The organism is Nocardia asteroides (assembly GCF_900637185.1).
Classification (GTDB): domain Bacteria; phylum Actinomycetota; class Actinomycetes; order Mycobacteriales; family Mycobacteriaceae; genus Nocardia; species Nocardia asteroides.
In genome coordinates, this window is the sequence record NZ_LR134352.1 from 1,378,053 (window position 1) to 1,393,612 (window position 15,560).

Annotated in this window: 13 protein-coding genes; 10 read left to right on the forward strand and 3 right to left on the reverse strand. The window is 69.5% G+C overall.

Features of this window, described 5'->3' with window-relative positions:
- The first annotated feature begins 6 nt into the window (after positions 1-6).
- Positions 7-1,821 carry an alpha/beta hydrolase gene (locus tag EL493_RS06625; protein WP_022565850.1) on the forward strand — a complete coding sequence of 605 codons (1,815 nt, stop codon included), beginning with the start codon at positions 7-9 and terminating at the stop codon, positions 1,819-1,821.
- Positions 1,822-1,871: 50 nt separating this feature from the next.
- On the opposite strand, the gene EL493_RS06630 is transcribed toward EL493_RS06625, so the two are convergent.
- Positions 1,872-2,162 carry a YiaA/YiaB family inner membrane protein gene (locus EL493_RS06630; protein ID WP_019044829.1) on the reverse strand — a complete coding sequence of 97 codons (291 nt, stop codon included), beginning with the start codon at positions 2,160-2,162 and terminating at the stop codon, positions 1,872-1,874.
- A gap of 139 nt (positions 2,163-2,301) precedes the next feature.
- On the opposite strand from EL493_RS06630, the gene EL493_RS06635 reads away from it, so the two are divergent.
- Both EL493_RS06635 and EL493_RS06640 read left to right on the forward strand, forming a co-directional pair.
- Positions 2,302-4,032, forward strand: a complete 1,731-nt coding sequence (locus EL493_RS06635) for an alpha/beta hydrolase (RefSeq protein ID WP_036834762.1) — start codon at positions 2,302-2,304, stop codon at positions 4,030-4,032.
- A 14-nt stretch (positions 4,033-4,046) separates the two neighbouring features.
- Complete coding sequence (locus EL493_RS06640; RefSeq protein ID WP_019044831.1) at positions 4,047-4,718, forward strand: CPBP family intramembrane glutamic endopeptidase; 672 nt, start codon at positions 4,047-4,049, stop codon at positions 4,716-4,718.
- 19 nt (positions 4,719-4,737) lie between these two features.
- On the opposite strand, the gene EL493_RS06645 is transcribed toward EL493_RS06640, so the two are convergent.
- Entirely contained in the window at positions 4,738-5,598 is an 861-nt protein-coding gene (locus EL493_RS06645) for an alpha/beta fold hydrolase (RefSeq protein WP_019044832.1), read from the reverse strand.
- A gap of 82 nt (positions 5,599-5,680) precedes the next feature.
- On the opposite strand from EL493_RS06645, the gene EL493_RS06650 reads away from it, so the two are divergent.
- Positions 5,681-6,316 carry a TetR/AcrR family transcriptional regulator gene (locus EL493_RS06650; RefSeq protein ID WP_019044833.1) on the forward strand — a complete coding sequence of 212 codons (636 nt, stop codon included), beginning with the start codon at positions 5,681-5,683 and terminating at the stop codon, positions 6,314-6,316.
- 31 nt (positions 6,317-6,347) lie between these two features.
- Positions 6,348-6,743, forward strand: coding sequence for a sterol carrier family protein (locus EL493_RS06655; RefSeq protein WP_030200613.1), 396 nt, complete (start codon positions 6,348-6,350; stop codon positions 6,741-6,743).
- A gap of 13 nt (positions 6,744-6,756) precedes the next feature.
- Here the strand turns inward: EL493_RS06655 and EL493_RS06660 are convergent, their stop codons facing one another.
- Positions 6,757-8,073: a YhgE/Pip domain-containing protein gene (locus EL493_RS06660; protein WP_232017278.1), complete on the reverse strand. Its 1,317-nt coding sequence runs from the start codon at positions 8,071-8,073 to the stop codon at positions 6,757-6,759.
- Between the two features lie 256 nt (positions 8,074-8,329).
- On the opposite strand from EL493_RS06660, the gene purF reads away from it, so the two are divergent.
- The 5 genes from purF to EL493_RS06685 all read left to right on the forward strand — a co-directional run bounded on the left by purF (position 8,330) and on the right by EL493_RS06685 (position 15,508).
- Entirely contained in the window at positions 8,330-9,910 is a 1,581-nt protein-coding gene (purF, locus tag EL493_RS06665) for an amidophosphoribosyltransferase (RefSeq protein WP_019044836.1), read from the forward strand.
- A 253-nt stretch (positions 9,911-10,163) separates the two neighbouring features.
- Positions 10,164-11,780: an ABC transporter substrate-binding protein gene (locus tag EL493_RS06670; RefSeq protein ID WP_197724366.1), complete on the forward strand. Its 1,617-nt coding sequence runs from the start codon at positions 10,164-10,166 to the stop codon at positions 11,778-11,780.
- A 53-nt stretch (positions 11,781-11,833) separates the two neighbouring features.
- Entirely contained in the window at positions 11,834-12,874 is a 1,041-nt protein-coding gene (locus EL493_RS06675; RefSeq protein ID WP_030200611.1) for an ABC transporter permease, read from the forward strand.
- Complete coding sequence (locus EL493_RS06680; RefSeq protein WP_019044839.1) at positions 12,874-13,821, forward strand: ABC transporter permease; 948 nt, start codon at positions 12,874-12,876, stop codon at positions 13,819-13,821. Before EL493_RS06675 ends, EL493_RS06680 begins: the two co-directional genes overlap by 1 nt.
- Entirely contained in the window at positions 13,814-15,508 is a 1,695-nt protein-coding gene (locus EL493_RS06685; protein WP_019044840.1) for an ABC transporter ATP-binding protein, read from the forward strand. The genes EL493_RS06680 and EL493_RS06685 overlap by 8 nt, the downstream gene beginning before the upstream one ends.
- The last annotated feature ends 52 nt before the right edge of the window (positions 15,509-15,560 follow it).

A 15,560-nucleotide genomic window follows, 5' to 3' on the forward strand; every position in this document is an offset into this window, starting at 1 on the left:
TCGAGCTTGACCACAGAGGACACCAGCTCGACTCCCACTCCGACCGCGCAGGACACCCCCGACGCCCCGGCCGCGTCCGCTGCGACGACCGCGCCGCAGAGTCCGTTCCTGCGCGGAATCCACCTGGTCGAGCGCTTCTTCCACCCGAACTACACCGGCCTGGTCGTGGCGACGATCTTCTTCTGCTGGTCGCTGACCCCGTCCCTGCTGCCGCGCGACTGGTTCTTCCAGGGCCTGGTCAGCGGCATCAACGCCACCATCGGTTACGGCATCGGCTGTGCCCTGGCCTGGGCCTGGCGCCGCTGGGTGGTCCCCCGGGTGACGTTGCCGCAGCGGGTGCGCGAGCAGTGGGTGCGGCGCCCGAGCTGGACGGTCACCGCGATCAAGGGCGCGATCGTGCTGGCGTGCCTGCTCTTCGCGGTGCTGCTGAGCATCCAGTCGGCGCACTGGCAGCGCCAGATCACCGATCTGATGGACATGGAGCCGGTCTCCGACACCGGCTATCCGCGCACGGTGCTGGTCGGCGCGGTGGTGGTCGGGTTGCTGATCTGGATCTCGCGCGGGGTTGTCCGGCTGGTGCGCGCCATCGCCCGCGGGCTGAACAAGTGGGTGAGCATTCCCGCGTCGGTCGCCCGGCCGCTCGGGGTGGTCATCGTGATCGTCGCCGCGGTGCTGCTGTTCAACGGTGTGCTGGCGAAAGCCTTCTTCACCGTGGCCAATTCGGCGTTCAGCGCGCGCAACAGCCACACCTCGGCGAACGCCGTCCAGCCGACGCTGCCCGAACGTTCCGGCAGCCCGGAGTCGCTGGCGAAGTGGGACACCCTCGGGTCGGAGGGCCGGTGGTTCGTGTCGCACGCGCCGACCGCGCTGGCGATCGGGCAGGTCACCGGAAAGCCCGCCCGCGAGCCGATCCGGGTGTACGCGGGCCTGGAATCGGCCGACGGATTCGACGCGCAGACCGACCTGGCGGTGGCCGAACTCGACCGGACCAAGGCCTGGGACCGCGAGGTCCTGGTGGTGATCAGCACCACCGGTACCGGCTGGGTCGACTCGACCAGCGCCGAGTCGGTGGAGCTGATGTACAACGGCGACACCGCCCTGGTCGCGACGCAGTACTCCTATCTGCCCAGCGCGTTGTCGTTCCTGTCCGACCGCGACAAGTCCATGACCATGGGCAGGCTGCTGTTCGACAAGGTCTACGAACGCTGGGCCGCGCTGCCCGAGGACACCAGGCCCAAGCTGCTGGTCTACGGCGAGAGCCTCGGCTCGCAGGGCTCCGAGGGCGCGTTCTCCGGCCTGGCCGACATCCGCAACCGCACCGACGGCGTGCTGTGGGTGGGCCCGCCCAACTCCAACCGGCTCTGGGCGGAGTTCGTGCGCAGGCGCGACCCGGGCACCGAGGAGATCACGCCGATCTTCGCCGACGGGCTGTCGGTGCGGTTCGCCGCCAGTGCCGATCAGCTGGCCCGGCCCTCGGACAACTGGACCGATCCGCGCATCGTCTATCTCCAGCACGCGTCCGATCCGGTGGTGTGGTGGTCGCCGGATCTGCTGTTCGAGCAGCCGGATTGGCTGCGCGAGAAGCGCGGACCCGATGTGTCACCGGCGATGTCGTGGTATCCGATCGTCACGTTCTGGCAGGTCGCCGCGGATCTGCCGCGCGCGCAGGCGGTCTCCAACGGGCACGGCCACAACTACGGCAATGTGGTGCCCGACGCGTGGGCCGCGGTGGCCCAACCGCCGGACTACACACCGGAATTGGCGGCCCGGATCAAGGCGTTCCTGGTCGAGTCGGCGGCGGTGGAACACGAGCTGAAGTAGCGGGCGGGGCAGCGCCGAACCCCTCGATCGGAGCTGCCCCGGCCGCCCGGCTACGACACCGACCGGAACGGATTGTGTTCGGCGATCAGCTGTTCCAGCCGCGCCTCGTCGATCCGCCCGATCAGCGACTGGGCCTCCTGCTGGTCGCGCACGACCTTGGCGAGGGTGAAGCAGCTGGTCACCAGGAACAGGCCCGACATCGCGAGGAAGCCGCGCTGCCAGGCGTCCAGCGGCAGATAGGCGATCCCGGCGCCGGTCCCGATCAGGCTGACGCCGAACGCGATCGCGGCCTGGACCATGTAGGCCGAGGTGTTCTTCGGCTTGGCATTGGGTGTGCTCATGGGAACAAGTGTGCTGAGCGGGCTGTTCGCGGGGGCGCGTGAAACTACTCGAGTGGGCTGGGTAGTTACCGGCCGATAGTGACCGACCCGCCATCCACAACATCGCGCCGCGCCCGAACCGGCCAGCCATACTGGACTGGTGTCTGCGGCAGGCTCCACCCTCGTGACGTTGCGTGCGCGCGGCGCCACGCTGGCGCGCCGTGTCGAGGATGTCGTGGACCTCAACTACGTGGGCCTGGTCCTGGCCACGCTGTTCTTCGCGCTGTCGGTGACGCCGTCGCTGGTGCCGCGCGACTGGCTGTTCCAGGGCCTGATCAGCGGCATCAACGCCGCCATCGGATACGGGCTCGGGTGCGTGCTGGAGTGGGCGTTCCGCCGCTGGGTGCGCGCACGGCTGCCGATTCCCAGCCCGTCGGATCGGGTGCGGTACGTGATCAAGGCGACGGTGCTGGTCACCTGTGGTCTGGTCGCGGCGGTGATGCTGGTGCAGTCGGCGCGCTGGCAACGCGAGATCACCTCGCTGATGGGGATGGAGGGCACCACCACGCCTGCCTACCTGCGCACCGGGTTGCTCAGCGTGGCGGTGGGGGTCGCCGTCGTCGCCGCGTACCGGACCCTGCGGATCCTGGTGCTGGTGCTGGCCCGCCAGCTCAATCGCTGGGTCCGGGTGCCGCGCGAGTTGGCGCCCGCCGCCGGGGCGCTGGTGCTGGTCGTGCTCACCGTGACAGTGGTCAACGGTGTCGCCTCGCGCGCCTTCTTCGCCGTCGCCAACTCCGCGTTCAGTGTGCGCAACGACCGGACCACCGCGTACGCGGTCCAGCCGGGGCAACCGGAACGTTCGGGCAGCCCGGCCTCGCTGGCGCCGTGGGGGACCCTTGGCTTCGAGGGACGCTGGTTCGTCGCCAACGGACCCAGCGCCGCCGACATCACCGAGGTGACGGGAAGGACTGCGCGCGAACCGATCCGGGCCTACGTCGGCCTGGAATCGGTGACCGGCGAGCAGACCGCGGCCCAGCTGGCGGTGGCCGAGCTCGAGCGCACCGGCGCCTTCGATCGCGCGGCCATGGTGGTGGTGACCACCACCGGCACCGGCTGGGTCAACGCCATGGCGGCGGGCGCGCTCGAATACCTCTACGGCGGGGACACCGCGGTGGTGGCCACGCAGTACTCGTATCTGCCGAGCGTGCTGTCGTTCCTGTCGGACCGGGACAAGGCCGCGGCGGCGGGCCGGGAACTGTTCGACGCGGTGTATCAGCGCTGGCTGGCCCAGCCGCAGGGCCAGCGGCCGAAGCTGTTCGTCTACGGGGAGAGCCTGGGATCGCAGGGGTCGGAGGAGGCCTTCGCCGGGCTCGGGGATCTGCGGGAGAAGGTCGACGGCGCCCTGTGGGTCGGGCCGCCGAACTCGAATCGGTTGTGGCGCCAGTTCGTCGACCGGCGCGATCCCGGGTCGCCCGCGGTGGCGCCGATCTACGCCGACGGGCTCGTCGTCCGATTCGCCGACGACGCCGATGATTTCGCGCCCGCCGCCACCTGGCGCGCGCCGCGCATCGCCTACCTCCAGCATCCCTCCGACCCCATCGTGTGGTGGTCGGCCGACCTGATCTTCACCCAGCCGGACTGGCTCAGCGAACCGCGCGGGCCCGATGTGTCGACGCAGATGCGGTGGGCGCCGTTCGTCACGTTCTGGCAGGTGACGGCCGATCTGACCAACGCGCAAGGGGTTTCGGACGGGCACGGGCATCGCTACGGCTCGCTGGTGCTGGACGGCTGGCTGGCGGTGGCGGTGCCGCCGGGGGTCACGCCGGAGATCGTCGAGAGCATCCGGGCCGCGCTGGAATCGGCGGAAGAGTACGAACGGCAGGTCAAGTGAGGGTGGCGGGGCGCATGCTGCCCGCTCTGTTGCGTCCGCGACTGCGCACGAAGACGGAAGCGGCGGTGGCACTGGCTGTTCCGGCTGCGTGGAACAATCTCGTGCTGCCGGGTCTGCGACTGCCGCTGCGCGGGCGTACCGCGGCGAATCTGGCCTTCGCGGTGAGCTACGCGGCGCTGTTCGGTGCTCGGCCGAACTGGTTGTCGGCCGCCGGTTTCCGGTGGGGAATCGGCGGGGCGGCCATGGTCTTCGCTGGTTACGGTGTGGCACTGGCGGTTCCGGCTCTGCGCCGACTGCCGCTCGAGGTCGCTGAGCGGGTGCCGGAAACCTCCACGCTCGAGTGGATCGCCCTGCACATTCCGGTCGGCACCGTGCTGGCCGAAGAAGCGGTGTTCCGCGGCACCCTCGACCCGCTGCTCGACGAGGTGGCCCACCCGACGCTCGCCGCGGCACTGGGCGCGCTGGATTTCGGTGTGTGGCACGTCGATCCGGCCCGCAGCGTCGGCGAATCGGTGGCGGGCACAGTCGCTGTCACCACCGCCGCGGGCCTGGTCTTCGGCTTCCTGCGCAGGCGCACCGGTAGCGCGACCGCTCCGGCACTGGTCCATCTCGCGATCAATGCCGGGGGAGCGTTGCTGCCGCTGGCCGCGCTGCGGATCGAACTCGGATCGGGGCGGGGGAGCTAGCGTCCCCAACCGGGATGGCTCAGGCGGTGGCGACGAAGCCGGCGACGGCGTCGGTGAAGGCGTCGTTGTCGTCGCCCGCGGCGGTGTGCGCCGCCGTGGAGATCTCGGCGAGGCGGGCGTGCGGAGCCAGGGCCAGGAAGGCGGCCGCACCCTCGTCGCTGACGACATCGGACTTGCCGCCGCGCACCAGCAGGACCGGGATGGTGAGCGCCTCGGCGGCGGCCTCCATCTCGGCGATGCGGACCGCGGGCTGGTCCTCGAGGCCGGTGAGCAGGTCGGGGTCCCAGTGCCAGTACCAGCGGCCGTCGCGCTGACGCAGGTTGCGCAGCAGGCCCTCGGCATTGTCGGGGCGGGGGCGGTGCGGGAGGTAGGCGGCGACCGCGTCGGCCACCTGGTCCAGGGTGTCGAAGCCGTCGCGGTGCCTGCCGAGGAAGTCCATGACGCGTTCCACACCCGCCGATTCCGAGCGCGGCACGATGTCGACCAGGACCAGCGCGCGGATCAGTTCGCCGCCGGGTGACGCGGTGGCGAGCAGGCCGGTGATGCCGCCCATGCTCGCGCCGACGACGACGGCGCCCGCCTCGGGGGTGGCGCCGAGCTGTTCGAGCACGGTGCGCAGGTCGCCGACCATGGCGTCGCGGGTGTAGTCGCGGGTGGGCGACCAGTCGCTGTCGCCGTGCCCGCGCGCATCCACCGCGACCACGCGCATCCCCGTTGCCGCCAGCGCGGCGCCGGTGCGCTTCCACGAGTGCCGGTTCTGGCCGCCGCCGTGCAGCATCACCACCAGCTGGCCCTGCTCCGGGCCGAAGCTGTCGGCCACCAGAGTGAGACCGTCGGCGCTGCGCAGTCGCACCGTGGTCGGCTCGATCGAGCTCGGCATGGCACCTCCTGAACGTTGTTTACTGTGCTGAACGTTGTTCAGAATGTAGCCTGATCCCCCGATCGAAGGGAAGTGGGGACCAGTGGCCGAATCGAGCCGGGCCGGGCGTCGCGACGAGATCACCGAGGCCAAACGCGCGATCATCCTGCGCGCCGCCAGGACGATCTTCGAGGACAGCGGCGTCGACGCGGCCAATATCCGGGCCATCGCCACTGCCGCCGGCTACACCCCCGGCGCCCTCTACGCCTACTTCCCGAGCAAGGAACACATCTACGCCGCGCTGCTGGGCGAATCGCTGGCCCGCCTGTCCGCCGAGGTGGCGGCGGTGACCGCCCTCGACGACCCCGCCGCCCGTTTCCGTGCCGCGGGCCTGGCCTTCTTCGACTTCTACGACGGCAACCCCCGCGACCTGGACCTGGGCTTCTACCTCTTCCGCGGCGGCATCCGCCCGCACGGCCTCGGCGCCGAACTGGACGCCGGCCTGAACGCGGCGATGCTCGCCGGCCTCGGCCCGATCGTCTCCGCGGCGAGGGAACTGGGCGCCTCCGAGGAACGCGCCCGCGTCGTCACCGCCGACGTCCTCGCCCACCTGTCCGGCCTGCTCCTGCTGGCCCACACCAAACGCCTCGCCCTCCTCAGCGGCGGCGCCGACGCCCGCCCGATGATGCTCGAATACCTCGACCTCCGCATCGAAGCCCTCCGCGCGGGACGCGGCTGACCCGTCGCACCCCTTCGGTAGCGTTTCCGGGATGGCTGGACGTAAGGCGGTGGAACCCGCGCAGGTGCGGGCGGCGGTGGTGGCGGTGGCGGACTGGTTGCGGGCGACGGACGCGCCCGCGCCGGAGCGGGCGGCGGTCGCGGCGGCGGTGCGGGCGACGGCGAGGGCGCTGGCGGCGGACGCGCCGGGGCATTCGGTGGAGGTGCGGGTACCGCCGTTCGTGGCGGTGCAGTGCGTCGAGGGCCCGCGGCACACCAGGGGGACCCCGCCGAATGTGGTGGAAACCGATCCGCGGACCTGGTTGCTGCTGGCCACCGGACTGCTGGAATTCGACGACGCGGTGGCCGCGGGCGCGCTGTCGGTCTCGGGCACGCGGGCGGGGGAGATCGCGGCGTGGCTGCCGATCGTGCCGGTCGACGCCGGGTGAGACCGGCGCGCGGTCAGCCGGCCTTCTTCCCGATCATGTTCTCCCGGTGCAGTCCCTTGGCGTCGTAGTACTTGGTGATCACGATGCCGCCGACGATGGCCAGGGCCAACCCGAGCAGCGCCATCCAGATCCCGCGCCCGAGTCCGGCGGTGTAGTCGGATTCGAAGTACAGGATCGAGCGCATGCCCAGGTACACCTGGTGCATCGGCTCGAACTCGGCCAGCCAGGCGATGTAGGTGGGCACCGCCTGAATCGGGACGGTGCCGCTCGACGAGGGCAGGCCGAGGATGACGAACACGGCCAGGTTGATCAGCAGGCCCGCGGTACCGAAGGCGGCCAGCGACGCCATACAGGTCATCCCGACCGCGACCAGCGCGAGGACGGAATACAGCAGCAGCTGCGTCGGCTGGTCACCGGCTACGCCGAGGATCTTCGCCACCACCAGGTAGAGCAGCGAGATCACCACGGCCACGAAGATCATCACGCCCCACTTGATCAGCAGCGTGCGGAACCGGGAGATCGGCGTCGGCGGATAGTGCACGTACCAGGGGCCGTACTCGGTGGGCTGGAAACCGAGCTGGGCGTCGACCATCGTGTGGATGACCATCGCGCCGACCACACCCGCCATCAGGATCAGCAGCGCGTAGAAGAAGGCGGTCAGGCCGAGGCCGGAGCCCTTGCCGAGCGGTCGCCATTCGCGTTCCACCACCTGGATGGGCTGGGCCAGGGTGAGCTGGGCGGCGCCGGAGATCTCCGGCGCCGGCGCGCCCGCGGGCGTCGCGGCGAGGGTGTCGCGGACCCGCGCGCTCAGCTGCTGTCCGACCTGCTTGTTCACCTCGGTCATCGCCTGCGCGCCGATGCGGGTGACGATCCCCGCCGAGTACGGACCCATGCCGGAATTGGTCTGCACGGTGATGATCGGCCGCTCTATCTCACCGCCCACCACACTGCCCACACCGAGAATTCCCAGCCGTTTGCTGAAATCGCTGGGGATGATGATGGCGCCGTAGATCTGCGCCGTGCGCATCAGCCGATCGGATTCGCTGATCCCGACCACGCGCAGGTCGACCTGGTCGGCGGGCACTCCCGCGACGAGGGCGTCGGCGACCTGCTTGCCGAAATTCACCTGCTCGGTCCCCGCGCCGGTGTCGATGGTGTCGCCGACGTCCTGGTTGACGAGCACGATCGGGAAATCGTGCAGATTCCCCTCGGGATCGGCGATGTAGGCCAGATACATGATGCCGAGCAGGGACAACACCACGGCGAGCACCGTGGTCGGCGCCAGCACGATCCTGGCCCACTGCCTGCGAGAGATCCCGACTGTGTCCAATCTCGCTGCACCACGCGGCGACGTATCGGAATCCTTCGGCGCCGAATCGGCGTTGACGCTAGGTGACGCCGGGGAATCGGCTGATTCGTGCGCACTGTCATCGGTGGTCACGATCGGCACCGTAGCAGCTGCGCCCCCGGAATCCGGGTGATCGCCCACGGTCGATTGCGCCGGGTTTGCGCCGCGGTGTACGTCGAGGTCCTGATCACCCGTAGAATGACGGGTGCCCCCAGCCCGCCCGAACAGGGAGCAAACGGTGAACGACGCCGATCGCACGATCGACAGTACTTCCGCACTTCCGGACCAGCCCGAGAACGAGCCCCGCGAGGAGTGTGGCGTCTTCGGCGTCTGGGCTCCCGACGAGGACGTCGCCAAGCTCACCTACTACGGCCTCTACGCCCTGCAGCATCGCGGGCAGGAGGCGGCGGGCATCGCCGTCTCCGACGGCTCCCAGATCCTGGTCTTCAAGGATCTCGGCCTGGTCAGCCAGGTCTTCGACGAGCAGACCCTGGGCGCCATGCCGGGGCACATCGCCGTCGGTCACTGCCGGTACTCCACCACCGGTGGCGTCACCTGGGAGAACGCGCAGCCGATCTTCCGCACCACCGCCGTCGGCTCCGGCCTGGCGCTGGGGCACAACGGCAACCTGGTCAACACCGCCGAATTGGCCGGTCGCGCACGCGAACTGGGGCTGATCGGGGCGGGCGTCATCGACGGCCGCCCGCAGATGACCGGCGCCACCTCCGACTCCGACATCGTCACCGCGCTGCTGGCGCACGCCGCGGCCGACTCGAGTATCGAGCAGGCCGCGATGGAACTGCTGCCGCAGCTGCGCGGCGCGTTCTGCCTGACGTTCATGGACGAGCACACCCTCTACGCCGCGCGTGACCCGCACGGCGTGCGCCCGCTGGTGCTGGGCCGGCTGGAGCGCGGCTGGGTGGTCGCCTCCGAGACCGCCGCGCTCGACATCGTCGGCGCCGCCTTCGTGCGTGAGATCGAGCCGGGCGAGCTGCTGGCCATCGACTCCGACGGCGTGCGCTCGATGCGTTTCGCCAACCCCGAGCCCAAGGGCTGTGTCTTCGAGTACGTGTACCTGGCGCGCCCCGACACCACCATCGCGGGTCGTTCGGTGCACTCCACCCGCGTGGAGATCGGCCGCAAGCTGGCCAAGGAGAACCCGATCGACGCCGATCTGGTGATCCCGGTGCCCGAGTCGGGCACCCCGGCCGCGGTCGGTTACGCGCAGGGCTCCGGCATTCCCTACGGCCAGGGCCTGATGAAGAACGCCTACGTGGGCCGCACCTTCATCCAGCCCAGCCAGACCATCCGCCAGCTCGGTATCCGGCTCAAGCTCAACCCGCTGCGCGAGGTGATCCGCGGCAAGCGGCTGATCGTCGTCGACGACTCGATCGTGCGCGGCAACACCCAGCGCGCGCTGATCCGCATGCTGCGGGAGGCAGGCGCGCTGGAGATCCACGTGCGGATCGCGTCGCCGCCGGTGAAGTGGCCCTGCTTCTACGGCATCGACTTCGCCTCGCGCGCGGAGCTGATCGCCAACGGCGCGGGCTCCGACGACAGCTACGAGGACATGGTCGAGAACGTGCGCCGCTCGATCGGCGCCGACAGCCTGGGCTACATCTCCACCGAGGGCATGATCGCGGCCACCGAGCAGCCCGCCTCGCGGCTGTGTACCGCCTGCTTCACCGGCGAGTACCCGATCCCGCTGCCGGAGGAGGCCGCCATCGGCAAGAACGTGCTCGAGGGCATGCTGTCGGGCAAGCCGGAGGCGAAGCTGCTCGCCGAGAACGTGAACGCCGACGCGCTGAGCAGGCCGTAGCGCCGCATCGCCGACGCACGGGGCCGGTCAGGATAAACCTGATCGGCCCCTTTTGCGTTGTGTACGTGAATAATTCCGGTCGACGATATTTACGTAAGATTAGTTCATAACATCCCCGCAATTTTTCGCCCGATTTGAAACTGGGCGGTAATGGTTCGCCTGTACGGTCCCCCGTTATATCGCTGGCTCACCGCGCCGGCGCCGCGTCCGTGATCCGGGTGTGGCGGCGACACGGCGTTCGAGAATGGACCTGATGTTGAACAGTGCAGGGAATGCTCGCAGGAATCGCGCGAAACAAGTTGCCGCAGTGGGGGTTGCGGCGGTCGTCGCGGCCGCGCTGGCGGGGTGCGGGTCGGGCCGCACGGACGAGGCGGGTTCCGGGGCGGGGCTGGTCGTCGGCACCACCGACAAGATCTTCTCGCTCGACCCGGCCGCCGCCTACGACAACGGCTCGCTGCTGGTGGAGAACCAGATCTATTCGTATCTGCTGAATTTCGCGCCCGGCGACACCACGCCCAAGCCCGACGCGGCGGAGAAGTGCGAGTTCACCGCACCCACCGTCTACACGTGCAAGATCAAATCCGGACTGCAATTCGCCAGCGGTAATCCGTTGACCGCCAAGAGCGTCAAGTTCTCCTTCGACCGGATGCTGAAGATCAACGATCCGCACGGTCCCGCCTCGCTGCTCGGCAATCTCGACAAGACCGACGTGGTCGACGATCTCACCGTCGCGTTCACGCTGAAGGTCGCCAACGACCAGACCTTCCCGACGATCCTGCCCACCCAGGCCGGGCCGATCGTCGACGAGCGGGTGTTCCCCGCCGACAAGGTCGCCACCGACGACGAGGTGGTCGCGGGCAAGGGCTACTCCGGCCCGTACACGATCACCAGCTACGACAAGAACAAACTCGTGGAGTACCAAGCGAATCCGGCCTACCAGGGCATCCTCGGCACGCCGAGGAACACCTCGGTGTCGACCAAGTACTACGCCACCTCCGACAACCTCAAGCTGGACCTGCAGAACGGCGCCATCGACGTCGGCTACCGCTCGTTCACGCCCACCGACATCGACTCGCTGCGCGCCGATTCCAAGGTGGAGGTCACCGACGGACCCGGCGGCGAGCTGCGCTACATCGTGTTCAACATGAACACCATGCCGGGCGGGACCCCCGAGCAGAAGCTGGCCGTGCGCAAGGCGCTCGCGTCGTCGGTGGACCGCGAAGCCCTCGCCGCCTCGGTGTACAAGAACACCTACCAGCCCGCGTACGGCTATGTGCCCCAGGGCATGACGGGCGCGGCCGAGCCGTTGAAGGAGCTCTACGGCGCCAAGCCGGACAAGACTCGCGCGGCGAAGTTCCTGGCCGACGCCGGTGTCGCCACCCCGGTGACGCTGAACCTGCAATACAACCCGGACCACTACGGGTCGAGCTCGTCGGAGGAGTACGCCGCGGTCAAGTCCCAGCTCGAGGCGTCGGGCCTGTTCAAGGTGAACCTGCAGTCCACCGAATGGGTCACCTACCAGAGGGAACGCGCCGCCGACGGCTACCCGCTCTACCAGTTCGGCTGGTTCCCGGACTTCCCGGACGCCGACAACTACCTCTCGCCGTTCTTCGGGCCGAACAACTTCCTGCAGTCGCACTTCGAGAACCCGGGCATCAACGCCCAGCTGACCGCCGAGACCACCGAGGCCGACCCGGCCAAGCGGGTCGAGCTGCTGCGCAAGATCCAGACCGACCTGGCGCAGAACTTCCTGCCCACGCTCCCGCTGCTGTCGGGTAAGCAGGTCGCGGTGTCGAAGCCGGGCGTCACCGGTGTCGACCAGACCCTCGACGGCTCCTTCAAGTTCCGGTTCACGGTACTGAGCAAGTGAGTGATGTGCCCGCCGCATCCGGATCGCTGATCCGGGTGCGGCGCCTCGAGTGGATGCGCGGCGGGGACTCCCGCCAGGTGGCGTTGCTGCGGTATCTGCTGATCCGGCTGCTGCTGATCCTGCCGACCGCGTGGCTGCTGGTGACGGTGGTGTTCTTCCTGATGCGGGTGATCGGCGACCCGATCAGCGCGGCGATGGGCGGCAGGCTCACCCAGGACCAGATCGAGCAGCGCAAGGAGGCCGCCGGGCTGAATCGGCCCATCCTGACCCAGTATTGGGAGTACCTGACCGGTTTCCTGCACGGCGACTTCGGCCGCACCCAGGACAATCAGGCCATCGCCGACGTGGTGATCACCTACGGCGCCGCCACTTTCGAGCTGGTGTTCTGGGGCCTGCTGGTGGCCTTCGCCATCGGGATCCCGCTGGGCAGATACGCCGCGACACATCGGGATTCGACCTCGGACGCGGTGCTTCGCTTCTCGGCGGTGCTGGCCTATGCGGCGCCGGTGTTCTTCGTCGGCATGCTGCTCAAGCTGATCTTCTCGGTGTGGCTCGGCTGGTTTCCGGTGGGCGGACGGGCCAGTACCGACGTGGAACTGGCGCTGCAACACGTCTCGCCGAAGACCAACATCCTGATCGTCGACTCGATCCTCTACGGCGAACCCGCCTATGTGCTCGACGTGCTCGAGCACGCGGTGCTGCCCGCGGTCGCGCTCGGGCTGCTCACCGGCGGCATCTTCCTGCGGCTGATCCGGGTGAATCTCATACAGATCCTGCGCAGCGACTACGTGGAGGCGGCCAGGGCGCGCGGGTTGTCCGCGCGGGTGGTCACCGGCAGGCACGCGGTGCGCAACGCGCTGATCCCGATCATCACGGTGATGGGCATGTGCATCGCGATGATGCTCGGCGGCGCGGTACTCACCGAGACCACCTTCGAGTGGAAGGGCCTGGGCTATCAGCTGGCCGAGTACCTGCGCGCCAGAGACTTCATCGCGGTGCAGGGCATCGTCGCGTTCATCGCGGTGGTGGTGGCGGTGATGAGCTTCGTCGTCGACGCGGTGGTGGCGCTGATCGACCCGAGGGTGAGGTTCTGATGAGCGGGAACCGGCGGCGTCTGCTCGGCGCCGATCTGCTGTCGAAGACCGCGGGGCTGCAACGGATCACGCTGATCACCGGCCTGGTGCTGGTGGCCGGGTTCGTGTTCGTCGCGGCGTTCGCGCCGCTGCTCGCGCCGTACGGGCTGGCCCAGAACAGTTCCGACGGTGTGGCTTTCGCATCGCAGCAGCCGCCGTCGGCGCAGCACTGGTTCGGTACCTCGGTGCGCTCCGAGGACGTGTTCTCCCGGGTGCTGTTCGGCGCGCGCACCGCACTGCTGGTGATCGTGATCGCGGTGGTGCTCTCGCTGCTGGTGGGGGTGCCGCTGGGGCTGCTGTCCGGGTACGTCGGGCGCTGGATCGACCGGGTGCTGGTGCTGGTCATGGACGCCATCTACGCGTTCCCGACGCTGCTGCTCGCCATCGTGGTCTCGATCGTCGTCGCCGGTGGTACGTCGAGCAGCCTGGGCGGCATGCTGTCGGCGGCCATCGCGATCACGGTCGTGTATGTGCCGCAGTACTTCCGGGTGGTGCGCAACGCGACGGTGGCGGTGAAGACCGAACCGTATGTCGACGCGGCGCGCGTCACCGGGGCGTCGACGGCGCGCATCATGTTCCGGCACATCCTGTCCAATGTCACCGGGTCGCTGCCGGTGATCGTCACCATCAACGCCGCCGACGCCATCCTCACCCTGGCGGCGCTGGGCTTCCTCGGGTTCGGCATCGAGCCGACGCAGGCCGCCGAATGGGGCTACGACCTGAACAAGGCGCTCAACGACGTGTCCAACGGGATCTGGTGGACCTCCATCTTCCCCGGCACCGCCATCGTGCTCGTCGTGCTCGGGATGACGCTGGTCGGCGAGAGCATCGACGAGACGCTCAACCCACTGCTGCGCACCCGCCGCGCGGTCACCACGGCCGAAGAGAAGGAGACGGTCGATGACTGAGACCGCCGAGCGCACACCCGCGCTGTCGGTGTCGGGACTGTCGGTGAGCTTCGCCACCGACGCGGGTCCGGTCGCCGCCGTGCGGAATGTGTCCTACGAGGTGTTTCCCGGCGAGGTGCTCGCGATCGTGGGGGAGTCAGGGTCGGGGAAGTCGGTGAGCTCGCGCACCGCGATCGGGCTGCTGCCGCACACCGCGCGGGTGCGCGGGCTGGTCACCCTCGGCGACCGCGCGGTCACCTCGCTCACCGAGAAACAGCTGACCGCACTGCGCGGCGGCGAGGTCTCGATGGTCTTCCAGGAACCGGCTCGCGCGCTCGACCCGCTGTTCACCGCGGGCTTCCAGCTCGGCGAGGCGCTGCGCGCGCACAGCGGGCTCGGCCGCAAGGAGGCCCGCGCCAAGGCGATCGAGCTGCTGCGCACGGTGGGCCTGCCCGATCCGGAACACCGCGTGGACTACTACCCGCACCAGCTCTCCGGCGGCCAGAAGCAGCGGGTGATGATCGCCATCGCCATCGCGTGCGAACCCAGGGTGATCATCGCCGACGAGCCGACCACCGCGCTGGACGTGACGGTGCAGGCCGAGATCCTGGACCTGCTGCGCGATCTGCGCGACCGGCTCGGCAGCGCGATCGTGCTGATCACCCACAACATGGGCGTGGTCGCCGACCTGGCCGACCGGGTGGTGGTGATGCGGGCGGGCGAGGTCGTCGAGCAGGCGCCGGTGCACGAACTGTTCGCCAGTCCCCGGGCCGAGTACACCCGCGCGCTGCTCGACGCCGTCCCGCATCTCGGGGCGGCCACCACCGAACGGCCCGCCGTCGACCAGGACGCCGCGCCCGTGCTCGAGGTGACCGATCTGGTCGTGCAGTTCCCCGGGCCGTTCGGGCGACCGCCGTTCCGGGCCGTCGACCGGGTGAGCCTGCGGATCCGGCCGGGGGAGACCCTCGGACTGGTCGGCGAGTCGGGGTCGGGCAAGTCGACGATCGGCCGCTGCGTGGCCGCGCTGCAACGGCCCACCTCCGGGCGGGTGCTGATCCGCGGGCAGGACATCGCCGCGCTGTCCCAGCGCAAGCTGCGGCCCATCCGGCGGCGCTTCGGCTTCGTCTTCCAGGACCCGGCCGGCTCGCTCAACCCGCGCCTGACCATCGGCGACTGCGTCGCCGAACCGCTGGTCGTGCACCGCGCGGGCGACCGCGGCGCCGTCGCGGCCAGGGTCAGGAAGCTGCTCGACGACGTCCAGCTGCCCGCGGGCATCGAGGCCAGGTATCCGCACGAGCTGTCCGGCGGCCAGCGGCAGCGCGCCAGCCTGGCCAGGGCGCTGGTGCTGGACCCGGACCTGCTGGTGGCCGACGAACCGACCAGCGCGCTGGACGTCTCGGTGCAGGCGGCGGTGCTCGAGCTGTTCGCGCAGCTGCAACGCGAGTGCGGCTGGGCCTGCCTGTTCATCAGCCACGACCTCGCCGTCGTCGACCAGCTGGCCGACCGGATCATGGTGCTGCGCGCGGGATCCTGCGTGGAGGAGGGCGGCAACGAACAGATCCTGCGGCAGCCGCGGCACGAGTACACCCGTCGGCTGGTCGCCGCGGTTCCGGTCCCGGACCCGGTGCGACAGCGGGCGCGGCGGGCTGGGATCGGCGCCTTTTCCGGGCGCGAAGCGCCTACATCCGCGACGGAGCTGGAACAATGAGCTAGGAGCCGCACGACAGCTGTACCGGCGGATCACTTAGAGTTACCAGGTA

Bases quoted from the DNA above. Each gene is read 5' to 3' on its own strand.
- EL493_RS06630 (WP_019044829.1), bottom strand. From the start codon at position 2,162: ATGAGCACACCCAATGCCAAGCCGAAGAACACCTCGGCCTACATGGTC.
- EL493_RS06640 (WP_019044831.1), top strand. From the start codon at position 4,047: ATGCTGCCCGCTCTGTTGCGTCCGCGACTGCGCACGAAGACGGAAGCG.
- EL493_RS06645 (WP_019044832.1), bottom strand. From the start codon at position 5,598: ATGCCGAGCTCGATCGAGCCGACCACGGTGCGACTGCGCAGCGCCGAC.
- EL493_RS06655 (WP_030200613.1), top strand. From the start codon at position 6,348: ATGGCTGGACGTAAGGCGGTGGAACCCGCGCAGGTGCGGGCGGCGGTG.
- EL493_RS06670 (WP_197724366.1), top strand. From the start codon at position 10,164: ATGTTGAACAGTGCAGGGAATGCTCGCAGGAATCGCGCGAAACAAGTT.
- EL493_RS06675 (WP_030200611.1), top strand. From the start codon at position 11,834: ATGCGCGGCGGGGACTCCCGCCAGGTGGCGTTGCTGCGGTATCTGCTG.
- EL493_RS06680 (WP_019044839.1), top strand. From the start codon at position 12,874: ATGAGCGGGAACCGGCGGCGTCTGCTCGGCGCCGATCTGCTGTCGAAG.
- EL493_RS06685 (WP_019044840.1), top strand. From the start codon at position 13,814: ATGACTGAGACCGCCGAGCGCACACCCGCGCTGTCGGTGTCGGGACTG.